General features: G+C 61.1%; 7 protein-coding genes. 6 read left to right on the top strand and 1 reads right to left on the bottom strand.

From position 1 onward, the window contains the following. The first annotated feature begins 26 nt into the window (after positions 1 to 26). Together ASE80_RS18545 and dctM are read left to right on the top strand one after the other, a co-directional pair. Positions 27 to 659 (top strand): TRAP transporter small permease, encoded by a 633-nt coding sequence (locus ASE80_RS18545; RefSeq protein WP_056860221.1) that lies wholly within the window; start codon positions 27 to 29, stop codon positions 657 to 659. Beyond that, positions 659 to 1,939 (top strand): C4-dicarboxylate TRAP transporter large permease protein DctM, encoded by a 1,281-nt coding sequence (gene dctM, locus ASE80_RS18540; protein WP_056860220.1) that lies wholly within the window; start codon positions 659 to 661, stop codon positions 1,937 to 1,939. Before ASE80_RS18545 ends, dctM begins: the two co-directional genes overlap by 1 nt. A 348-nt stretch (positions 1,940 to 2,287) precedes the next feature. Here dctM and ampC read toward each other — a convergent pair whose 3' ends face one another. Beyond that, on the bottom strand, positions 2,288 to 3,430 hold the full coding sequence (gene ampC / locus ASE80_RS18535; protein WP_056860219.1) for a class C beta-lactamase: 1,143 nt from the start codon (positions 3,428 to 3,430) through the stop codon (positions 2,288 to 2,290). Positions 3,431 to 3,561: 131 nt separating this feature from the next. On the opposite strand from ampC, the gene ASE80_RS18530 reads away from it, so the two are divergent. The 4 genes from ASE80_RS18530 to ASE80_RS31670 all read left to right on the top strand — a co-directional run bounded on the left by ASE80_RS18530 (position 3,562) and on the right by ASE80_RS31670 (position 17,992). Next, the gene (locus ASE80_RS18530) at positions 3,562 to 4,440 is read left to right on the top strand and encodes a LysR family transcriptional regulator (protein WP_056860218.1); all 879 of its coding nucleotides are present in this window, start codon (positions 3,562 to 3,564) and stop codon (positions 4,438 to 4,440) included. Between the two features lie 74 nt (positions 4,441 to 4,514). Then, the gene (locus tag ASE80_RS18525) at positions 4,515 to 5,699 is read left to right on the top strand and encodes a DUF2252 family protein (RefSeq protein ID WP_056860217.1); all 1,185 of its coding nucleotides are present in this window, start codon (positions 4,515 to 4,517) and stop codon (positions 5,697 to 5,699) included. A 299-nt stretch (positions 5,700 to 5,998) separates the two neighbouring features. Then, entirely contained in the window at positions 5,999 to 7,711 is a 1,713-nt protein-coding gene (locus ASE80_RS18520; protein ID WP_056860216.1) for a ShlB/FhaC/HecB family hemolysin secretion/activation protein, read from the top strand. Between the two features lie 30 nt (positions 7,712 to 7,741). Next, positions 7,742 to 17,992 carry a two-partner secretion domain-containing protein gene (locus ASE80_RS31670; protein WP_082463648.1) on the top strand — a complete coding sequence of 3,417 codons (10,251 nt, stop codon included), beginning with the start codon at positions 7,742 to 7,744 and terminating at the stop codon, positions 17,990 to 17,992.

The following is a 17,992-nucleotide window of genomic DNA, read 5'->3' as shown; positions in this document are numbered from 1 at the left end:
TCTCATTGGTCTCGCGAGGTTTTGCCATGCAAACGCTAAGGCGCGTCTGGGAGCACCTGGAGGAAGGGTTTATCGCCTTCCTGCTGGTCGCCATGACCCTGGTGACATTCGTCTACGTCATGCTCAACAACATCTACACGCTGTTTTTTGCCCTGTCTGACAAGTGGGCATGGAGCAGCAGTTTTTTCGGTGCCCTGGGCGACCACACCATGACCTGGGCCCAGGACATGACCTGGAGCGTGGCGCTGACCAAGGCCATGTTCGGCTGGCTGATTTTTTTCGGCATCTCTTACGGCGTGCGCACCGCCGGCCACCTCGGCGTGGACGCGCTGGTCAAGCTGACCAAACGCCCGGTGCAACGCCTGCTCGGCATGCTCGCCTGCCTGTGTTGCCTGGCCTATGCCGGGCTGTTCATGGTCGCCAGCTACAAGTGGGTGAGTGCCGTGATGAGCGCGCATATCGGCGCCGAAGACCTCGACCAATACGGCGTGGACGTGGGCGATATCGTGATCATCGTGCCCATCGGTTTTGCCCTGGTGTTTATCCGCTACCTGGAAATTTTCTACCGCATCTTTACCCACCGTCAGGTCGGGTTGGGGCTGGCCGACGAGGCCGGAGAGGCCAGCAAGTTGGCCGGCAGCCATGAGGAGCGTCACTGATGGCCGTGCTCTGTCTGTTTTTGCTGTTGTTCGTGTTTATGTTCCTCGGTGTGCCGATCGCGATTTCCCTGGGGTTGTCCGGTGCGGTGTCGATCCTGATGTTCAGCCAGGACTCGGTGAGTTCGCTGGCGATCAAGCTGTTCGAAACCTCCGACGCCTACACCTTCCTGGCAATTCCGTTCTTCCTGCTGTCCGGTGCGTTCATGACCACCGGCGGTGTGGCGCAGCGGCTGATCGACTTCGCCAACGCCTGTGTCGGCCACATTCGTGGCGGCCTTGCGATTGCGGCGGTGCTGGCGTGCATGCTGTTTGCGGCGCTGTCCGGTTCATCACCGGCGACGGTGGCGGCAGTCGGCTCGATTGCCGTGGCGGGCATGGTGCGTTCCGGTTACCCAAAGGAGTTCGGCGCGGGGATCATCTGCAACGCCGGCACCTTGGGCATCCTGATCCCGCCATCGATTGTGATGGTGGTGTACTCGGCCGCTACCGAAACCTCGGTGGGCAAGCTGTTTATGGCCGGTGTGATTCCAGGGTTGCTGCTGGGCCTGATGCTGATGGTCGCGATCTACATCGTCGCGCGCCTCAAGAAGCTGCCGGCGCAGCCACGCGCGACCTTCCGCGAGTGGCTGACCTGCGCACGCCGCGCGTTCTGGGGCTTGCTGTTGCTGGTGATCATCCTGGGCGGCATCTACAGCGGCATGTTCACGCCAACCGAAGCAGCGGCCGTGGCGGCGGTGTATTCGGCGTTTGTCGCGCTGTTTGTGTACAAGGACATGAAGCTGCGCGATTGCCCCAAGGTGCTGCTGGAATCCGGGCGCCTGGCGATCATGCTGATGTTTATCATCGCCAACGCCATGCTCTTTGCCCATGTGCTGACCACCGAGCAGATCCCGCAGGAAATCACCGCCTGGGTGATCTCCGAAGGCCTCACGCCGATCGGCTTTTTGATCATGGTCAACGTGGTGTTGCTGGTGGCCGGCAGCTTTATGGAGCCGTCCGCGATTGTGCTGATCCTGGCGCCGATCTTCTTCCCGATTGCCATGAAGCTGGGGATTGACCCGATTCACTTGGGGATTGTGATGGTGGTGAACATGGAGATCGGCCTGGTACACCCGCCGGTGGGGTTGAACCTGTTCGTGACCTCGGCGGTGACCGGCTTGACCCTCGGGCAGACGATTCGCGCGGCGTTACCGTGGCTGATGATCCTGCTGGTGTTCTTGATCATGGTCACGTACTTGCCGTTTATCTCGCTGGCGCTGCCGCACTGGCTTGGCATGTAACACGGTCTGAAAATGTGGGAGCTGGCTTGCCTGCGATCGCCATACGTTCGAAGGCACCCCGTTCCCCTGTGGCGAGCAGGCTTGCCCTGCGTTGGGCTGCGCAGCAGCCCCAAAACCAGGCGCTGAGTTCTTTCAGAAAGAATTTCAGTGCCCTTGCTGGGGGCTGCTGCGCAGCCCAACGCAGGGCAAGCCTGCTCGCCACAACAAGCGATGTACCGCAGACTTTGTTTTAACCGGCAGTTGTGTAGATACCTATGCTGAGATAGCGGTGGTTCAGTCAGCCAATTCGGTGACTGAAATACCGCTATCGCAGGCAAGCCAGCTCCCACATTTGGTTTTTGTCAGGGCTTAGTGGTCCATCGCGCTCAAGATCGCATAAGCCAGCTTCACCCGTTCGGCATTCGGGTAATTGCGGTTAGCCAGAATCACCACCCCCATGTCCTTGCTCGGCACATACGCCACATACCCACCAAAACCGCCGGTTGAGCCGGTTTTGTTGTACAGCACGTTGGCCGGTTGTGGCTGCGTCGGCGTCAGCCAATTGACCTTGTGCGGCTGCATCGCCATTTCGGTGGAGTTGCCATCCAGCAAGGCCTGCAGCGTGATCGGGTAGGGGTAGCGTTCCCAGCCCAGGCCCTGGGTCATGCCATTGACGGTGTAGTAACCCGCGTGAGTGCTCGCAATTGCTTGTTGCAGCGGTTTTTCCAGGGTCTCGGGGTGCAGGTTGGCGATCACGTAACGGGCGAGGTCCTGGGTGCTGGTCTTGATGCCGTAGGCTTCGCTGTCCAGGGCGCCGGGGCTGACGCGAATGGGTTTCAGATTTTTGTCATAGCCTTGCGCATATTGAGCGGTTTTGCTCGCCGGCACGCTGACGTGGGTGTTGGTCAGGCCCAGCTTGGGCAGCAAGGTTTTCTCCATGGCAAGGTTAAACGGCTGCCCCAGGCTTTGCGCCGCGAGGTAGCCGAACAAGCCGATGCTGGGGTTGGAATACAAACGCTGTTCGCCCGGCGCATACGCGGGTTTCCAGTGCTGGAAATAACCGAGCATGGCACCGGCGTTGTCGGCCGCGTCGGGAAACTGCAACGGCAGGCCACCCGGTGTGTAGGTCGCCAGTTGCAGCAGGCTGATGTGGTCGAATACGCCGCCGGCCAGGGCGGGCAGGTGCTGGCTGGCGGTGTCCGAGAGCTTGAGCTTGCCGGTGGCCTGGGCGTAGCCGCCGAGGGTGGCGGTGAAGGTTTTGCTGATCGACCCGATTTCAAACAGGGTGTCCTGGTTAACCGCCTGTTTGGTTTCCTTGGATGCAACACCGTAGTTAAAGTATTGGACTTTGCCTTGGTTAACCACGGCGATCGACAGGCCGGGAATCCCTTGCTGTTGCATCAGCGGTTTTACGCCGGCATCGACTACCGTGCGCAGGTCGGTGGCGGCCACGCAGCTGCCGGAGCTGATTAACAGGGCGCTGAACAGAAATTTTTGTAAGCTGTGATTCATGCGGGTTCGCTTCCATGTAAGGGATGTGCTGACGATCAAGGCCTGCGCAGGCGGGGCAAATCTAGGTGGATTTTGTTCGGCGGGCAAACGATGATATCTCGCATCAGCCATTAGTTAATTTAGGGTCACGCATGCTGCGCTCCCATTTACCGCTGAATGCGCTGCGGGCATTCGAGGCTTCCGCCCGGCATTTGAGCTTCACCCGCGCCGCCATCGAGCTGTGCGTGACCCAGGCCGCGGTCAGTCATCAGGTCAAAAGCCTGGAGGCGCAACTGAATGTCACCTTGTTCAAGCGCCTGCCACGCGGCCTGATGCTCACCCGCGAAGGCGAAACCCTGCTGCCGGTCGTGCGCGAATCGTTCGACCGTATTGCGCTGACTTTAGGCCAGTTCGAAGGCGGCCATTACCGTGAAGTGCTCACAGTCGGGGCGGTGGGCACCTTTGCCGTCGGTTGGTTGCTGCCGCGCTTGCCGGATTTTCAAAGCCGCTACCCGTTTATCGACCTGCGGCTGTCGACTCACAACAACCGCGTTGACGTCGCCGCCGAAGGCCTCGACTACGCGATCCGCTTCGGCGCCGGTGCCTGGCATGGCACCGAGGCTTGCCAACTGCTCGAAGCGCCGTTGACCGTGCTGTGCGTGCCGCAGATTGCCGAGCAATTGCACACGCCGGACGACGTGCTCAAACACACGTTGTTGCGTTCTTACCGCGCCGATGAATGGAACCTGTGGTTCCAGGCCGCCGGGCTGCCGGCCGACACGCCGGTGCCGCGCAGCATCGTGTTCGATTCGTCCCTGGCGATGATGGAGGCCGCGCAGCAAGGCATCGGCGTGGCCTTGGCACCGGCGATGATGTTCTCGCGGCAACTGGAGAGTGATGTGATTCGCCAGCCGTTCTCCGTGGGCATCAGCACCGGCAGTTATTGGCTGACGCGCTTGCAGTCGCGGGCCGAAACCTCGGCCATGGCCGCGTTCAAAGGCTGGTTGAAAGCGCACACCGCCCAGGCTTGAAGTTTTTATTCCTGAAACAAAATGAAACATTCGTGACGGGCTAACCTCTACCGTACCCCGTACCGAGTGCCTCCATGAAAATTCCGCGCCCCTCTGCCCGCATGCCCCACCTTATCCAACTGCGCAACCTGAAGATGGCCCGCTCGGCCCATGCCTATGTGCGCGGCAGCACGGTGCAGTTTTACGAGTGGCTGCACAGCCAGCCCGGCCGCCGCTTGCCCCATGGCCCGGCGATCTGGATCTGCGGCGATTGCCACGCGGGCAACCTCGGCCCCACGGGTGATACCAAAGGCCGTATCGACATGCATATCCGCGACCTCGACCAAACCGTGATCGGCAACCCGGCCCATGACCTGGTGCGCCTGGCGCTGTCGTTGGCCACCGCCGCACGCGGCTCGGACCTGCCGGGCGTAACCACTGCACGCATGCTCGAAGAAATGATGGTGGGCTACGAGCAAGCCTTCAAAGACAAGCCCGATGAAGCGCCGCCGCGCCCGTCCCAAGTCAAGGCCGGCATGCGCAGCGCCGTGGAGCGCACCTGGAAAAACCTGGCGCGTGAGCGCATCGAAAACGCGCGGCCGAGTATCCCGCTGGGCAAGCACTTCTGGTCATTGTCGCGGGCGGAAAAAAGCGCGCTGGAGAGCGTCTGCGCCTCGGATGAAATCCATCAGTTGGTGACCTCGCTCAAAGGCCGACCCAAAGATGCCAAGGTCCAATTGCTCGATTCGGCCTATTGGGTCAAAGGCTGCAGCTCCCTCGGCTTGCTGCGCTATGCCGCCTTGCTGGGTGTGGGCGACAAGGACGACCAGGAATATTGCCTGATCGACATCAAGGAAGCCGTCGGCGCCGCCGCGCCCCGGGCGGCACGCGCGAAGATGCCGCGCGACAATGGCCGGCGCGTGGTGGAAGGCGCCCGCCAGCTGTCACCGGGCCTGGGCGAGCGCATGCTGGCCACGCGTTTTCTCGATCACGGTTTTTTCATCCGTGAACTGCTGCCCCAGGACATGAAACTGGAACTGGATGAATTGAGCGAGATCGATGCCATGCACGCCGCCGGTTACCTGGCCCGCGTGGTCGGCATCGCCCATGCCCGCCAGATGGACCGCGATACGCGCAAGGAGTGGATGGCGGTGTTGCAGGAAAACCGCTCCAGACAACTGGATGCGCCGTCGTGGTTATGGACCAGTGTGGTGCAGTTGGTGGGCAGCCATGAGCAGGGGTATCTCAACCATTGTCGGCGGTATGCGTTGGAACACTAGAAGCGGGGCATCATCGGCGCGGCTATTTATTGGGTTAAGAAAATTCTTATTGGGTTAAGAAAATTCCGCTATTACTTAGGAATCTTCTTAGTTGATTAGTCGCTATCTTGAAAGTGTCAAGTGAATCTCTATTACCGCTTGTCGGAAAAGTGAGGTGTAAGAGGCGCGAACATCGACTTTATTCGCATATAAATCAATAAGTTAGTTGTTGTTTTGTGATGATTTTATGATTTGCCGGAATGTTGGCATATTCAAAGTTCGATGATAGCTTCCCGCCTTCAATTATCGACGGATCGAATATGCACTTGTCCACGCCATGGATTCGGCCATTACTGTGCCTGACAGTGTTGTGCCTCAGCGCCCACAACAGCGCCTTCGCCGCGACTAATCCAGGTGACCAGGACCTGATTCGCGACCGGCAAAACCGCCTGCTGGAAGAACAGCAGCGACGCCTTGAAGAACTCAAGGACCTGCCCGGCAAAGCGCTGAAACCGACGGCGCCCGCCACCCCGGTTGATACCCGTTGTTTCCCCATCCAGCACATCGAACTCAAGGGCGCCGACAACCTGTCTGTCGATGAGCGCGAGCGCCTGGCCAAGCCCTATGTCAACCAGTGCCTGGGGGTGTCCCAGCTGAATGAATTGCTCAAGCGCGTGACCGACTATTACATCGACAAAGGTCTGGTCACCAGCCGCGCCTACTTGCCGCAACAAGACCTGTCCAGCGGTCGTCTGCAAGTATTGGTGGTGGAAGGCAAGCTCGAAGGGGTTAAAGGCGCCGACAACAGCAAGCTGTCCGAGCGCGAGTTGGCCATGGCTTTTCCCGGCCATAGCGGCGACTTGCTCAACCTGCGAGAAGTCGAGCAGGCCATCGATCAGCTTAATCGTTTGCCGTCCAATCAGGCACAAATGGAACTGGCGCCCGGCACTGTGGTGGGCGGCAGTACGGTGCTGGTCAAGAACAACCCGCAAAAACCCTGGCGTGCCAGCCTGTCGCGCAATAACGATGGGCAGCGCAGCACCGGCGAACAACAGTGGGGCACCGGCTTTGAGTGGGACAGCCCACTCGGCCTGGCCGATCAACTGGTGCTGCGCGGCGGCCATGACGCCATCAGCGACCATCAAAAAACCTCTAAAAACGCCATGCTCTACTACAACGTGCCGTGGGGCTGGTGGAACTTCAGCTACAGCTACAACCAGAGCGATTACCGCTCGGTGGCCCAGGGCGACGGCTTTGACTTCAAGCAAACCGGCGACAGCCAGAACCACCAATTGCGCGCCGAACGGGTGATCCACCGCGACGCCCTGAGCAAAACCTCGGTCAACGTTGGCCTGGCGCACCTGCGCACCAACAACTACATCAATGACAGCCACCTCAAAGAGAGCAGCAACCGCCTCAGTGAGTTGCAGTTGGGCATCAACCACGGGCGCCGGATTGGCAGCGCCTTCGTCAACCTCGACGTCGGCATGCAGAACGGCACCGGCGCGTTCGACGCCCAGGGCAATCACAACCCCGGCCCGGGCGTGCCGGATGCGCGCTACCGCAAATACACCGCCACCGTCAGCTACCTGCAACCGTTCAGGCTGTGGGGCGAGTCCTTCAGTTTCACCAGCCTGGCCACCGGCCAACGCAGTGAAGACGTGCTGTTCAGCCCGCAGCGCATGAGCCTCGGCGGTTCCTCGTCGGTACGCGGTTACAAGGACCAGCAACTCAATGGCGACAGCGGCGGCTACTGGCGCAACGACCTGCGCTGGAGTCGCCCGGTGACGCTGGAGTGGCTGCGCCCGGTGTTCGGTGAGTACGGCGCCAGTGTTGGCTATGACCAGGGCGTGATTCGCAATGCGCGCTACAACGGCGAAGTACACGGCCGGGTCTCGAGCAACTCGCTGGAGCTGTTTGCCCGAGGCCAATACGTGAGCACCAGCGTGACCTTTGCCCACTCGCTGGAACGACCGGCCACGCTGCTTGAGCGCGAAGCGCCGATCTACTTCCGCATGGATTTTTTCCTCTAATTCAACGCCCCGTTGCATCGAGAATTTGAAATGGATGTTCGCCAGTTTGCCTTCCTTGTTCGCCAGCCTTCGGCTGCCCTGAAAAGCCGTGACGCGTTCCTGGGCCTGCCCAAACGTGGCTTGGCCCTGATCCTGGCCAATGCGCTGTTCTGGCAGCCATTGCTGGCCCAGGCCGAAGGCATTGTGGTCAGCGCACCGGGCACCAGCGTCGGCCAGGCCGGCAATGGCGTGCCGGTGGTGAACATCGCCGCGCCCAATGGCAGTGGCTTGTCCCACAACCAGTTCAAGGACTACAACGTCGGCGCCAATGGCGTGATCCTCAACAACGCCACCGCCATCACACAGTCAACCCAGTTGGGCGGGATCATCCTCGGCAACTCCAACCTGCAAGGCCGCGCGGCCAATATCATCCTCAACGAAGTCAACGGCGGCAGCCCCAGCCAGTTGCGCGGCTACACCGAAGTGGCGGGGCAGTCGGCCAAGGTTATCGTGGCCAACCCTTATGGCATCACCTGCAGCGGCTGCGGGTTCATCAATACGCCGAACGTGACCCTGACCACCGGCAAACCGGTGCTCGATAACGGCCGCCTGGACCGCTACCAGGTCGATGGCGGCGCCGTGACCATCGACGGCCAGGGCTTGAACGCGAGCAACGTGGACCGCTTCGAAATCATCACCCGCTCGGCCAGGATTAATGCGCAGATCAACGCGCGCAACTTGACCGTGGTTGCCGGGCGTAACGACGTCAACGCCCAGACCTTGAACGCGACGGCACGTGCCGATGACGGCAGCGCCAAGCCGGAATTGGCGATCGACTCGTCGGCATTGGGCGGCATGTACGCCGGTGCGATCAAACTGGTGGGCACCGAAGCCGGTGTGGGCGTGAAGCTCGACGGCACCCTGGCAGCCAGTGGCGGCGATATTCAACTGGATGCCAACGGCCACTTGAGCCTGGCGCAGACAGCGGCCACCGGCAACATCAACGTCACCGCGCAGAGCGTCAACCTGACTGATAAGGTTTACGCCGGTAACAATGTGCAGGTCACCAGCGCCCAGGCGCTGGTCAACCAGAAGAGCCTCGCCGCCCGCGACAGCATCACCCTGGCCAGCAATGGTCAGGTCACCAACAACGGGATTATCGAGGCGGGCGTCAACGCCGATGAAACGCGCAATGCCAACGGCGATGTCAGCGTGTCTGCGGGCAGCTTTAAAAATACCCAAGGCGTGGTTGCCAGCCGCACCCTGACAGTGACGGCTGCACACAACCTCGACAACCAGAACGCGACCTTGAGCGGCGCGAGCGCAGTGGTCAACGCTGGCCAAGTGGATAACCGTGGCGGTCGCGTGCTGGGCACGGCATCGCTGAAGGTCAATGCCACGGGCCTGGATAACCGCGCCGGTGGTGTGTTGCACAGCGACAACAGCACCGACGTCACGGCGGCCACCCTGCAAAACCAGAGCGGCCGCGTGATTGGCCTCAATTCCCTGACGCTGATTGCCGGGCAAGTGGGCAATGAAAACGGCCTGCTGGCCAGCCAGCAACAGGCCCACGTAACTGCTGGCCTACTGAGCAACCAGGCAGGCGAAATCTCCGCCAACCAAACCAGCGTTACCGCCACCACCCTGGATAACCGCGCCGGCAAACTGCTGGGCGCCAACCTTAATGTGCTCGCCAGCGGCGCAATCGACAACCGCCTGGGGATCTTCTCGGCCACCAGCCTGCTGACCCTGCAGGCCGCCAGCCTGGACAACAGTGGCCAAGGCACCGTCGCGAGCCAGGGCAACCTGACCGCGAACATCACCGGGCTGTTCGATAACCACAATCAAGGCAATCTGGTCAGCCAGGGCGCCCAACAGGTCAGTGTCGGCCAACTTAACAACGCCCAGGCCGGGCTGGTGTCGAGTAAAAACACTCTGGTACTGCACGGCGATACCCTGGCCAACCAGGGCGGCCTGGTGATTGCCGACGGGGCGATGACCCTTACCGGCGGCAGCGTCGACAACAGCCAGCAAGGCGTGATCAGCAGCAAGGCCAATACCCGCGTCGAACTCGCCAGCCTCAACAACAGCACTGGCGGCCGACTGAGCAGCGACGGCGGCCTGAGCCTCAGCGCCAGTCAAATCGAAAACGGCGCCGGGCGGATCAGCGCCAAGGGTGACCTGCTGGCAACCGTCGGCGTGCTCAACCAACAAGCCGGCGAATTGGTCAGCGAAGGCGTGCTGAGTTTTACCGGCACCGCCCTGGATAACCGCAACGGCGGCCTCATCGCTGCCACCCGTGGCGTCGACTTGTACAGCCCGAGCATTCTCAACCAGCAGGGTGAAATCTCCAGCCAGGCCCGCGTGCGGCTGGGTGCCGATCAACTTACCAACAGTGGCGGCAAGGTCATTGGTGACGGCGGCCTGGTGCTCACCGTGCAACGCCTGCTCAACCAGAACAACGGCCTGTTGGCGGCGCGCCAAAGCCTGGAATTGAACGGCGGGCAACTGGACAACAGCCTGGGCGGCCGCGTGATCAGCCAAACGGGCGTGAACATCAACCTGAGCGGCGATCTGCTTAACCAAGGGCAGGGCGTGTTACTCAGTGACGGCGCGTTAACCCTCAATGCCGGCACGCTGAACAACAGCCAGGCCGGTGTGATCAGCGCCAAACAACAGCTTGACCTGCGCAGTGCGAGCCTTGACAACAGCCAGCGCGGCAGTATCAGCAGTGACGCCGGGATCCTGCTTAAAACCGGGCAACTGGACAACAGCCAGCAAGGCTCGATCTTCGCCAAGTCCGCGCTGCAGGCAAACCTTACCGGGCTGGACCAGCATGACCACGGCGAACTGGTCAGCAATACTGCCATCGACCTGGACCTGAATCACGGGCAACTGATCAACCGTGACCACGGCCTGATTGCCACACCCGGCCAATTACTGCTGCGCAACCTCGGCAGCGTCGACAACAGCCAGGGCGGCGAGCTTTCCAGCACGCAATCCTTTGCGGTGGTGGCCGACACGCTGAACAACCGTGGCGGCAAAGTCATCAGTGGCGACAGCTTGCAGGTGCGCATCGCCCAGGCGCTGGATAACAGCGTCGAAGGCGTGGTGTCGGCCAAGAACCTCTTGCAGGTGGCGGCGGGCAGCCTTGACAACCAGGCCGGTGGCGCGATTGCCAGCCGTGGCGCTTTGGACCTCAGGGTCGCTGGCGCCCTGGACAACCGTAATCAGGGCCTGATCAGCGCGGCGACCACGTTGGATGCAACGGCGGGCGCATTGAACAACAGCGACAAAGGCCGGCTCTCGGCCGGCACTCGCCAAACCCTCAGCACCGGCGCGCTGGATAACAGCCAGGGCGGGCAACTGGTCAGCGATGGCAGCCTCACACTGACGGCGGCCGATGTCAGCAACCGCAACGGCGTGATCGGCAGCCAGCAGGCCTTGAGCCTGAACGTCGCCAACCTCGACAACACGGCGGGCCTGATCAACAGCCAGGGCGATCTCAGCCTGGCGGGGCAGCGTGTGGACTCAAGCCTTGGCGGTGAAGTCTCGGCCAAGGGCAACCTGCAACTGGTGGTGCAACAGCTGATCCAGCGCCAGGGCCGCCTCATCGGCGAGCGCGCCGTGGCCATCGACCTGCAAGGCGGCGACCTCGACAACAGCGCCGGCCTGATCAGCGCCAAGGGGCCGCTGAGCTTTGCGCGCCTGGCCAACCTGACCAACCGCGAACAAGGCGAAATCTCCAGCAATATCGGGTTCAGCGTGGCGGCCCAGCGTATCGACAACAGTGATCGCGGGGTCATCCTCAGCACCGATCAACTGCGCGTCGAGGCGAACACCCTGATCAACGCCAACAAAGGCCTGATCTCCGGCTGGAACGGTTTGACCGTGGCCGGCGGCAGCCTCGACAACAGCGCCGAAGGTACGCTGTCGAGCAAAAACGGCAGCCTGCAAGCCCACCTCAGCGGCGCCCTCGATAACCACGCGGCGGGCGCCCTGGTGAGCCAGGGCCTGCAAACCCTCAGCGCGGCGAGCCTCAACAACGCCCAAGGCATCATCTCCAGTCAGGGCGATGTGGGCCTCAGCATTGCCGGGCGCCTGGATAACAGCAACAACGGCTTGATTTCCTCCAGCCAATCGCTGGGCTTCAACCACGCCCAAAGCCAGCTCCTCAACCGTGGCGGCCAGATCAGCGCGGCCAACATCAGCCTGATCGGCCAGAGCCTGGACAACAGCGCCGGCCAACTGATCAGCCAGGGCAGCCTGCAAGGCACCCTCAGCGGTGCACTGATCAACGCCAACAATGCACGCCTGGCCAGCGGCGGCGCGTTGCTGCTGAACGCCGCCAGCCTCGACAACCGTGGCGGCCAACTGGTCAGCCAAAACCGGCTCGACCTGACCCTCGCCAACGGCGATTTGGACAACAGCGGCAAAGGCACCCTCGCCAGCCAGCAGGACCTGCTGATCAAACTGCTGGCCGGTGACGTCAACAACCAGCAAGACGGCCTGATCTACAGCCAGAAGGGCAAGCTTGAGCTTGCCGCACGCACCCTCGATAACCAGCAGGGCACCTTACAAAGCCAGACCGACAACCTGCTGCGTCTGAGCGGCGCCCTCAACAACCAGGGCGGCCGAGTCGACAGCCTCAGCGGCAACCTGGACCTGAACGCGGCCAATGTGGCCAACACCCGCGGCGGCATCCTCAACAGCGGCAAAGGCTGGATCAAACTGGTCAGCGGCCTGTTCGACAACGGCGGCGGCATCACCCAGGCGCAATCGCTGGATATCGACGCCAAGGGCGGTTTGCTCAACCAACTGGGGCACCTGTCGGCCCTGGGCGGTGAAAACCGCATTGTCACCAGCAGCCTGAACAACCAGGGCGGCGGCGTGTATGCCAACACCTTGCTCAAGGTCACGGCCACAGACTTCGATAACCAGGGCACGGCGGCCAACAACGGTGGCAAGGTTGGCGCCCGCAGCATCGACTTCGGCCTCACCGGCACCTTGAGCAACCGCTTCGGCCTGATCGAAAGTGACGACACCCTGCGCCTTGCCGCGCAAACCCTCAACAACGCCGGTGGCAACCTGCGCGCCATGGGCCGCGCGGGCAACACCGATATCAACGTGTCGGGCCTGTTCGATAACCGCTCCGGCGCGCTGGAAAGTGCCAACGAAAATCTCAACCTGCAAGCCGGCAACCTCGACAACAACGGTGGCCGCATCGTGCACACCGGCAGCGGCAAATTCGACCTGACGTCTGATCAAGTCACCCGCGCCGGCGGCAGCTTTGTCACCAACGGCCAGTTGGACATCAAGGCAGCGAGCTGGACCAACAGCAGCGTGATCCAGGCCGGGCGCTTGAACCTCGACATCGGCCAATTCACCCAGACCGCCAGCGGCCAATTGTTGGGCGCGCAAAGCCTGACCGGCACGGGCGACACCTGGACCAACGACGGCCTGCTGGCCAGTGACGGCAGCCTCAACCTCACGCTCAGCGGCGGCTACAGCGGCAACGGCCGGGTCAGCAGCCTCGGCGCCATGACCCTCACCAGCGCCAGCATGGACCTGGGCGAAAACGCCCGCATTGCCGGCGGCGCGGTCACCCAGGTCAACAGCAGCACCCTGAACAACCACGGGCGCCTGACCGCCCTCGGTGACCTCACGGTAAACGCCACCACCCTGAACAACTACGGGACTTTGGGCGGCGCAGAAAAAGTCCGCCTCAACGCCACCCACCTGCTCAACGACAGGGGCCTGCTGTTCAGCGGCAACGACATGACCTTGCGCGCCAACGATGTGCGCAACAACTACGGCGACGTCTACAGCCTCGGCGGCCTGGACATTGCCCGCGACGATGCGGGCGCGCGCAGCAGCCTGATCGAAAACGTCTCCGGCAGCCTGGAAAGCGCCGGCAACATGCGCCTGCTGGCCGACACTTTGAGCAACCGCCGCGACCAGTTCAGCACGCAAAAGAAACTGGTCTCGGGCAACCTCGATATCTATTCCAACGACTTCTGCAAAGGCAAAGGCTGCGAGCTGTACTTCACCTCCGTAGAGAAATACGAAGACGTGCTGGTCGGCAGCTCGGCCTCGGCGTTCATCAACGCCGGTGGCGACTTGACCGTCGGCAGCCAGACCTTCGATAACCTCTACAGCTCGGTGTCTGCCGCCAGGAACATCCTGATCAACACCGACGTGCTGACCAACCGTGGCGCGGCAGGCGGCGAAGAAGTGCACCTGAATTCGGGCTTTTATACCCGTGACCGCAGCTTCTACAACACCTTCATGGAGCGCCAGAACCAGTTCAACGTCTATAACAACCCCAACTCCGGCGACTACCGCCCAGGTGAGATGACCCTGGCCAAGATCATGGCCGGCATTGGTAACTTTTACGAAACCAGCACCTACGTGGTGCCGACCGCTGGCAGCGTTATTGCCCAGGCGGTGATCCAGGCGGCTGGCTCGGTGACGGTCAACGCCACGCAAAAAATCGACAACAGCGTGATTCGCCCTAACGCCACCGACATCAAGGCCCCGGCGCAAAACCACGACACCAACTCCGACGTGTTCGCCTCCACGGTGAAACCGGCGATTACCGCGCAACTGCCGCCAGACTTGGCTCAGCGCCAGGTCAACCCGGCCACCTTGCCCGGCTTCAGCCTGCCCACCGGCCAGAACGGCCTGTTCCGTTTGAGCGGCCAACAAGCCAAGGCGGACAGCGCCGCCAGCGCCTCCACAGGCACTGGCGACTTCAGCGTCGGCGGCCGCCAGATTGCCGACAAAGACCGCGAAAAACCGCTGGACTACAGCGCCGTGCAAGAGCGTGGTTTCAGCGTCGATGGCCAGCCACTCAGCGGCGCGGTCACTGGCCAAGGCCCGCTGAACCTGGACAGCCGCGCGCCGTCGGTAACCCGCGTGCAAGGGCTGCCGCAAATCGCCGCGGTCGACAACAGCCACAAATACCTGATCGAAACCAACCCGGCGCTCACCGACCTCAAGCAGTTCATGAGCTCCGATTACCTGCTGGGCAAACTGGGCTACAACCCTGATACCGCCTGGAAACGCCTGGGCGATGGTCTCTATGAGCAAAGCCTGATCCGCGAAGCCGTGGTGGCCCGCACCGGCCAGCGCTACATCGATGGCATCGCCAGTGACGACGCGCTGTTCCGTTACCTGATGGACAACGCCATCAGCTACAAGGACTCGCTCAAGCTGCAACTCGGCGTGTCGCTGACCGCCGAGCAAGTCGCGGCGCTGACCCACGACATCGTGTGGATGGAAGAAGCCGAGGTCAACGGCCAAAAAGTCCTCACCCCAGTGCTCTACCTGGCCCAGGCCAACAACCGCCTGGCGCCCAACGGCGCACTGATCCAGGGCCAGGACGTGAGCCTGATCACCGGCGGCGACCTGCACAACAGCGGCACCCTGCGCGCCACCAATAACCTGAACATGGTGGCCGGCAACATCGACAACAGCGGCCTGATGCAAGCCGGCAACCGCCTGGAAATGCTCGCCACTGACTCGATCCGCAACACCCGTGGCGGCATCATTAACGCCCGCGACATCAGCGCCACCGCCGTGACCGGCGACATTCTCAACGAGCGCACCGTCACCACCTTCAAGCAAGAAGGCGAGGGCTACCAACTGCGCAACGACGTGGCCAGCGATGCCTCGCGCTTCGAAGCCACCGACACCCTCAAGCTCAACGCCGGGCGCGATGTGCTCAACATCGGCAGCGACCTCAAGGCCGGTGGCAACGCCAGCGTGACCGCCGGGCGCGACGTGGTCATCGCCAGCCAGACCGAACAGGACGACTACGCCTACCAACGCCGCCGCGTCAAAGGCACCGAGCAAACCACCCTGCAATACGGCTCGAACGTGGACGTGGGCGGCAACCTCGCCATCGACGCCCGCCGCGACATCGCCGTGGTCGCCAGCACCGTCAGCGCCGCCAAAGACCTCAGCGTCAAAGCCGGCGAAAACCTGACCCTGGCCGCCGCCGCCAACGAACAACACGACTACTCCAAAGGCAAAAAAGGCGGCACCAAAACCACCACCCAACTCGACACCGTCACCCAACAAAGCGCCGAACTCAAAGCCGGCGGCGACCTCATCGCCATCGCCGGCACCGACCTGACCCTGGTCGCCAGCAAAATCAGCGCCGGCAACGAAGCCTACGTACACGCCGACAACGAACTGAGCCTGCTGGCCGCGCAAGACAGCAACTATTCGCTGTACGACATGAGCAAAAAGGGCGGTTGGGGCAGCAAGAAAACCCAGCGCGATGAAGTCACCCAGGTGACGAATGTGGGGAGTGAGATCAAGACCGGTGGCGACCTGACGTTGCAAAGCGGCGGGGACCAGAAGTATCAAGCGGCGAAGCTCGACAGTGGCGGGGATATTGCGATTGTCAGTGGTGGGGCGGTGACGTTTGAGGCGGTGAAGGATTTGCACGACGAGAGCCACACCAAGAGCAAGGGTGACCTCGCCTGGACTAGCTCCAAGGGCAAGGGCAACACCGACGAGACTCTACGCCAGACGCAAATGGTTGCAGAAGGCAACGTCGTGATCAAAGCCGTCGATGGCTTGAAGATTGATATCAAGCAGATCGATCAGAACACGGTTAGCCAGACGATTGATGCGATGGTTAAGGCCGACCCGCAGTTGGCTTGGCTGAAAGAGGCCGAGAAGCGCGGAGATGTGGATTGGCGCCAGGTTAAAGAGCTGCATGAAAGTTTCAAATATAGCAATTCAGGCTTAGGCGCCGGCGCGCAAATCATCATTGCAATCATCGTGACGTACTTCACGATGGGTGCCGCCAGCGGTGCAATTGCTGCTGCAGGGACGGGGACGTCGATGGCAGGGGCGACGGCTGCAGCCACCGCTACCTCTGCTGCGGGCTGGGCCAATGCTGCGGGCAGCGTCGTTCTCGGCGGCATGGCGAGTAACGGTGCAATCAGCACCATCAATAACCGTGGCAACCTGGGCGCTGTCTTGAAGGATGTGACTTCAAGCGATGCGATGAGAGGCTATGTGGTGTCCGGTGTCACTGCTGGCTTAACCGCTGGTGTTTATGACAAGTGGACCAGCACCCAGACCAGTACTTCCACCGCACTACCCAACACTGGCGCGGTAGCTACCACAAGTCCACTGAGTACCTGGCAAGGCGTGGGGCAGTTCACGGCCAACCAAGCACTGCAAAACGGAACATCAGTCTTGGTGGATCGCGCGCTCGGAGGGGAAGCCCGTCTTGGGGAGGCGTTGCAAAATAGCTTGGCCAATGCATTTGCGGCTTATGGATTTAACCTTGTCGGGGATGTTTCCAAGGGCCGGTTTACAGAGGGGGGCATTACCAAGATTGGGTTGCATGCCTTGATGGGCGGGTTGGCAGCTGAGGCGTCTGGAGGCGACTTCCGCACAGGCGCGCTGGCGGCTGGCGTAACTGAAGCATTGGTAGATAGCCTCGCCAAGAACTACGCCGATATGCCCGATGACCAGAAGAAAGGTTTGCTGGTCATGAATTCGCAGTTGATTGGTGTGCTTGCGGCTTCGGTACTAGATGGTGCTGATGCGAAAAGCCTGCAGACGGGGGCATGGGTAGCAGGCACTGCGACCCAGTACAACTATCTGAATCATCCAGAAGTAGATGATTTGGTGAAAGACTTAAAAGGATGTCGGGGGGCGGGAGATCCTGATGCATGTCGATCGAAGGTCACCGCGAAATATGAGGGCGTCAGTGATACTAAAACCGGCAGACAGATGCTGGGTTGCGAGGATTACTCAAGCTGTAATGCGTTGCGAACGGATGTCGAAGGTGGTACGAAAGCACTCGACACCTATGACGTTAGCGGTGATCTGAATCCGAAGGAGAAGGAGATTGTTCAAGGCTTCATAGATAAAAATCAGGATGATCTACGTCTGACGGTGCAGAAAACGACCCAGGCTACGAATGCGGAAATTGCTGGTATCGTTCTTTCGGGAGGGCTGGGGGCTGGCGCTAAGGCTGTTGCTGAGTCTGCTGGTGCAAAAGCAACATCGATTGAGTTTTTGCCGAAAGTTACGCGCAATAGTGCAGGACAGATAGAGGCCAACATTACTCAGGGCAGCGCCATAAAGACACTTGAGTCTAATGGTTATAAAAAGACAATTTCTCAGGATGGCTCAGTTACTGTGTTAACTAATGGACAGAAGACCTATCGATTCTATCCATCTTCAACGTCCACGGGGCAACCTTCCGCCTCGTTGACTATAGAAGGGGTGAAAAAACCAACTGCGAAAATCAGGTTTTCAGGAGAGTAG

Origin of the sequence: Pseudomonas sp. Leaf15 (assembly GCF_001421425.1) — a bacterium.
Taxonomy (GTDB): Bacteria; Pseudomonadota; Gammaproteobacteria; order Pseudomonadales; family Pseudomonadaceae; genus Aquipseudomonas; species Aquipseudomonas salomonii.
This window is presented reverse-complemented; position numbering and strand designations above follow the sequence as displayed.

Coding starts and splice junctions, on each gene's coding strand:
- ampC (WP_056860219.1), bottom strand. CDS start 3,430: ATGAATCACAGCTTACAAAAATTTCTGTTCAGCGCCCTGTTAATCAGC.
- ASE80_RS18525 (WP_056860217.1), top strand. CDS start 4,515: ATGAAAATTCCGCGCCCCTCTGCCCGCATGCCCCACCTTATCCAACTG.
- ASE80_RS18545 (WP_056860221.1), top strand. CDS start 27: ATGCAAACGCTAAGGCGCGTCTGGGAGCACCTGGAGGAAGGGTTTATC.
- ASE80_RS18530 (WP_056860218.1), top strand. CDS start 3,562: ATGCTGCGCTCCCATTTACCGCTGAATGCGCTGCGGGCATTCGAGGCT.
- ASE80_RS31670 (WP_082463648.1), top strand. CDS start 7,742: ATGGATGTTCGCCAGTTTGCCTTCCTTGTTCGCCAGCCTTCGGCTGCC.
- dctM (WP_056860220.1), top strand. CDS start 659: ATGGCCGTGCTCTGTCTGTTTTTGCTGTTGTTCGTGTTTATGTTCCTC.
- ASE80_RS18520 (WP_056860216.1), top strand. CDS start 5,999: ATGCACTTGTCCACGCCATGGATTCGGCCATTACTGTGCCTGACAGTG.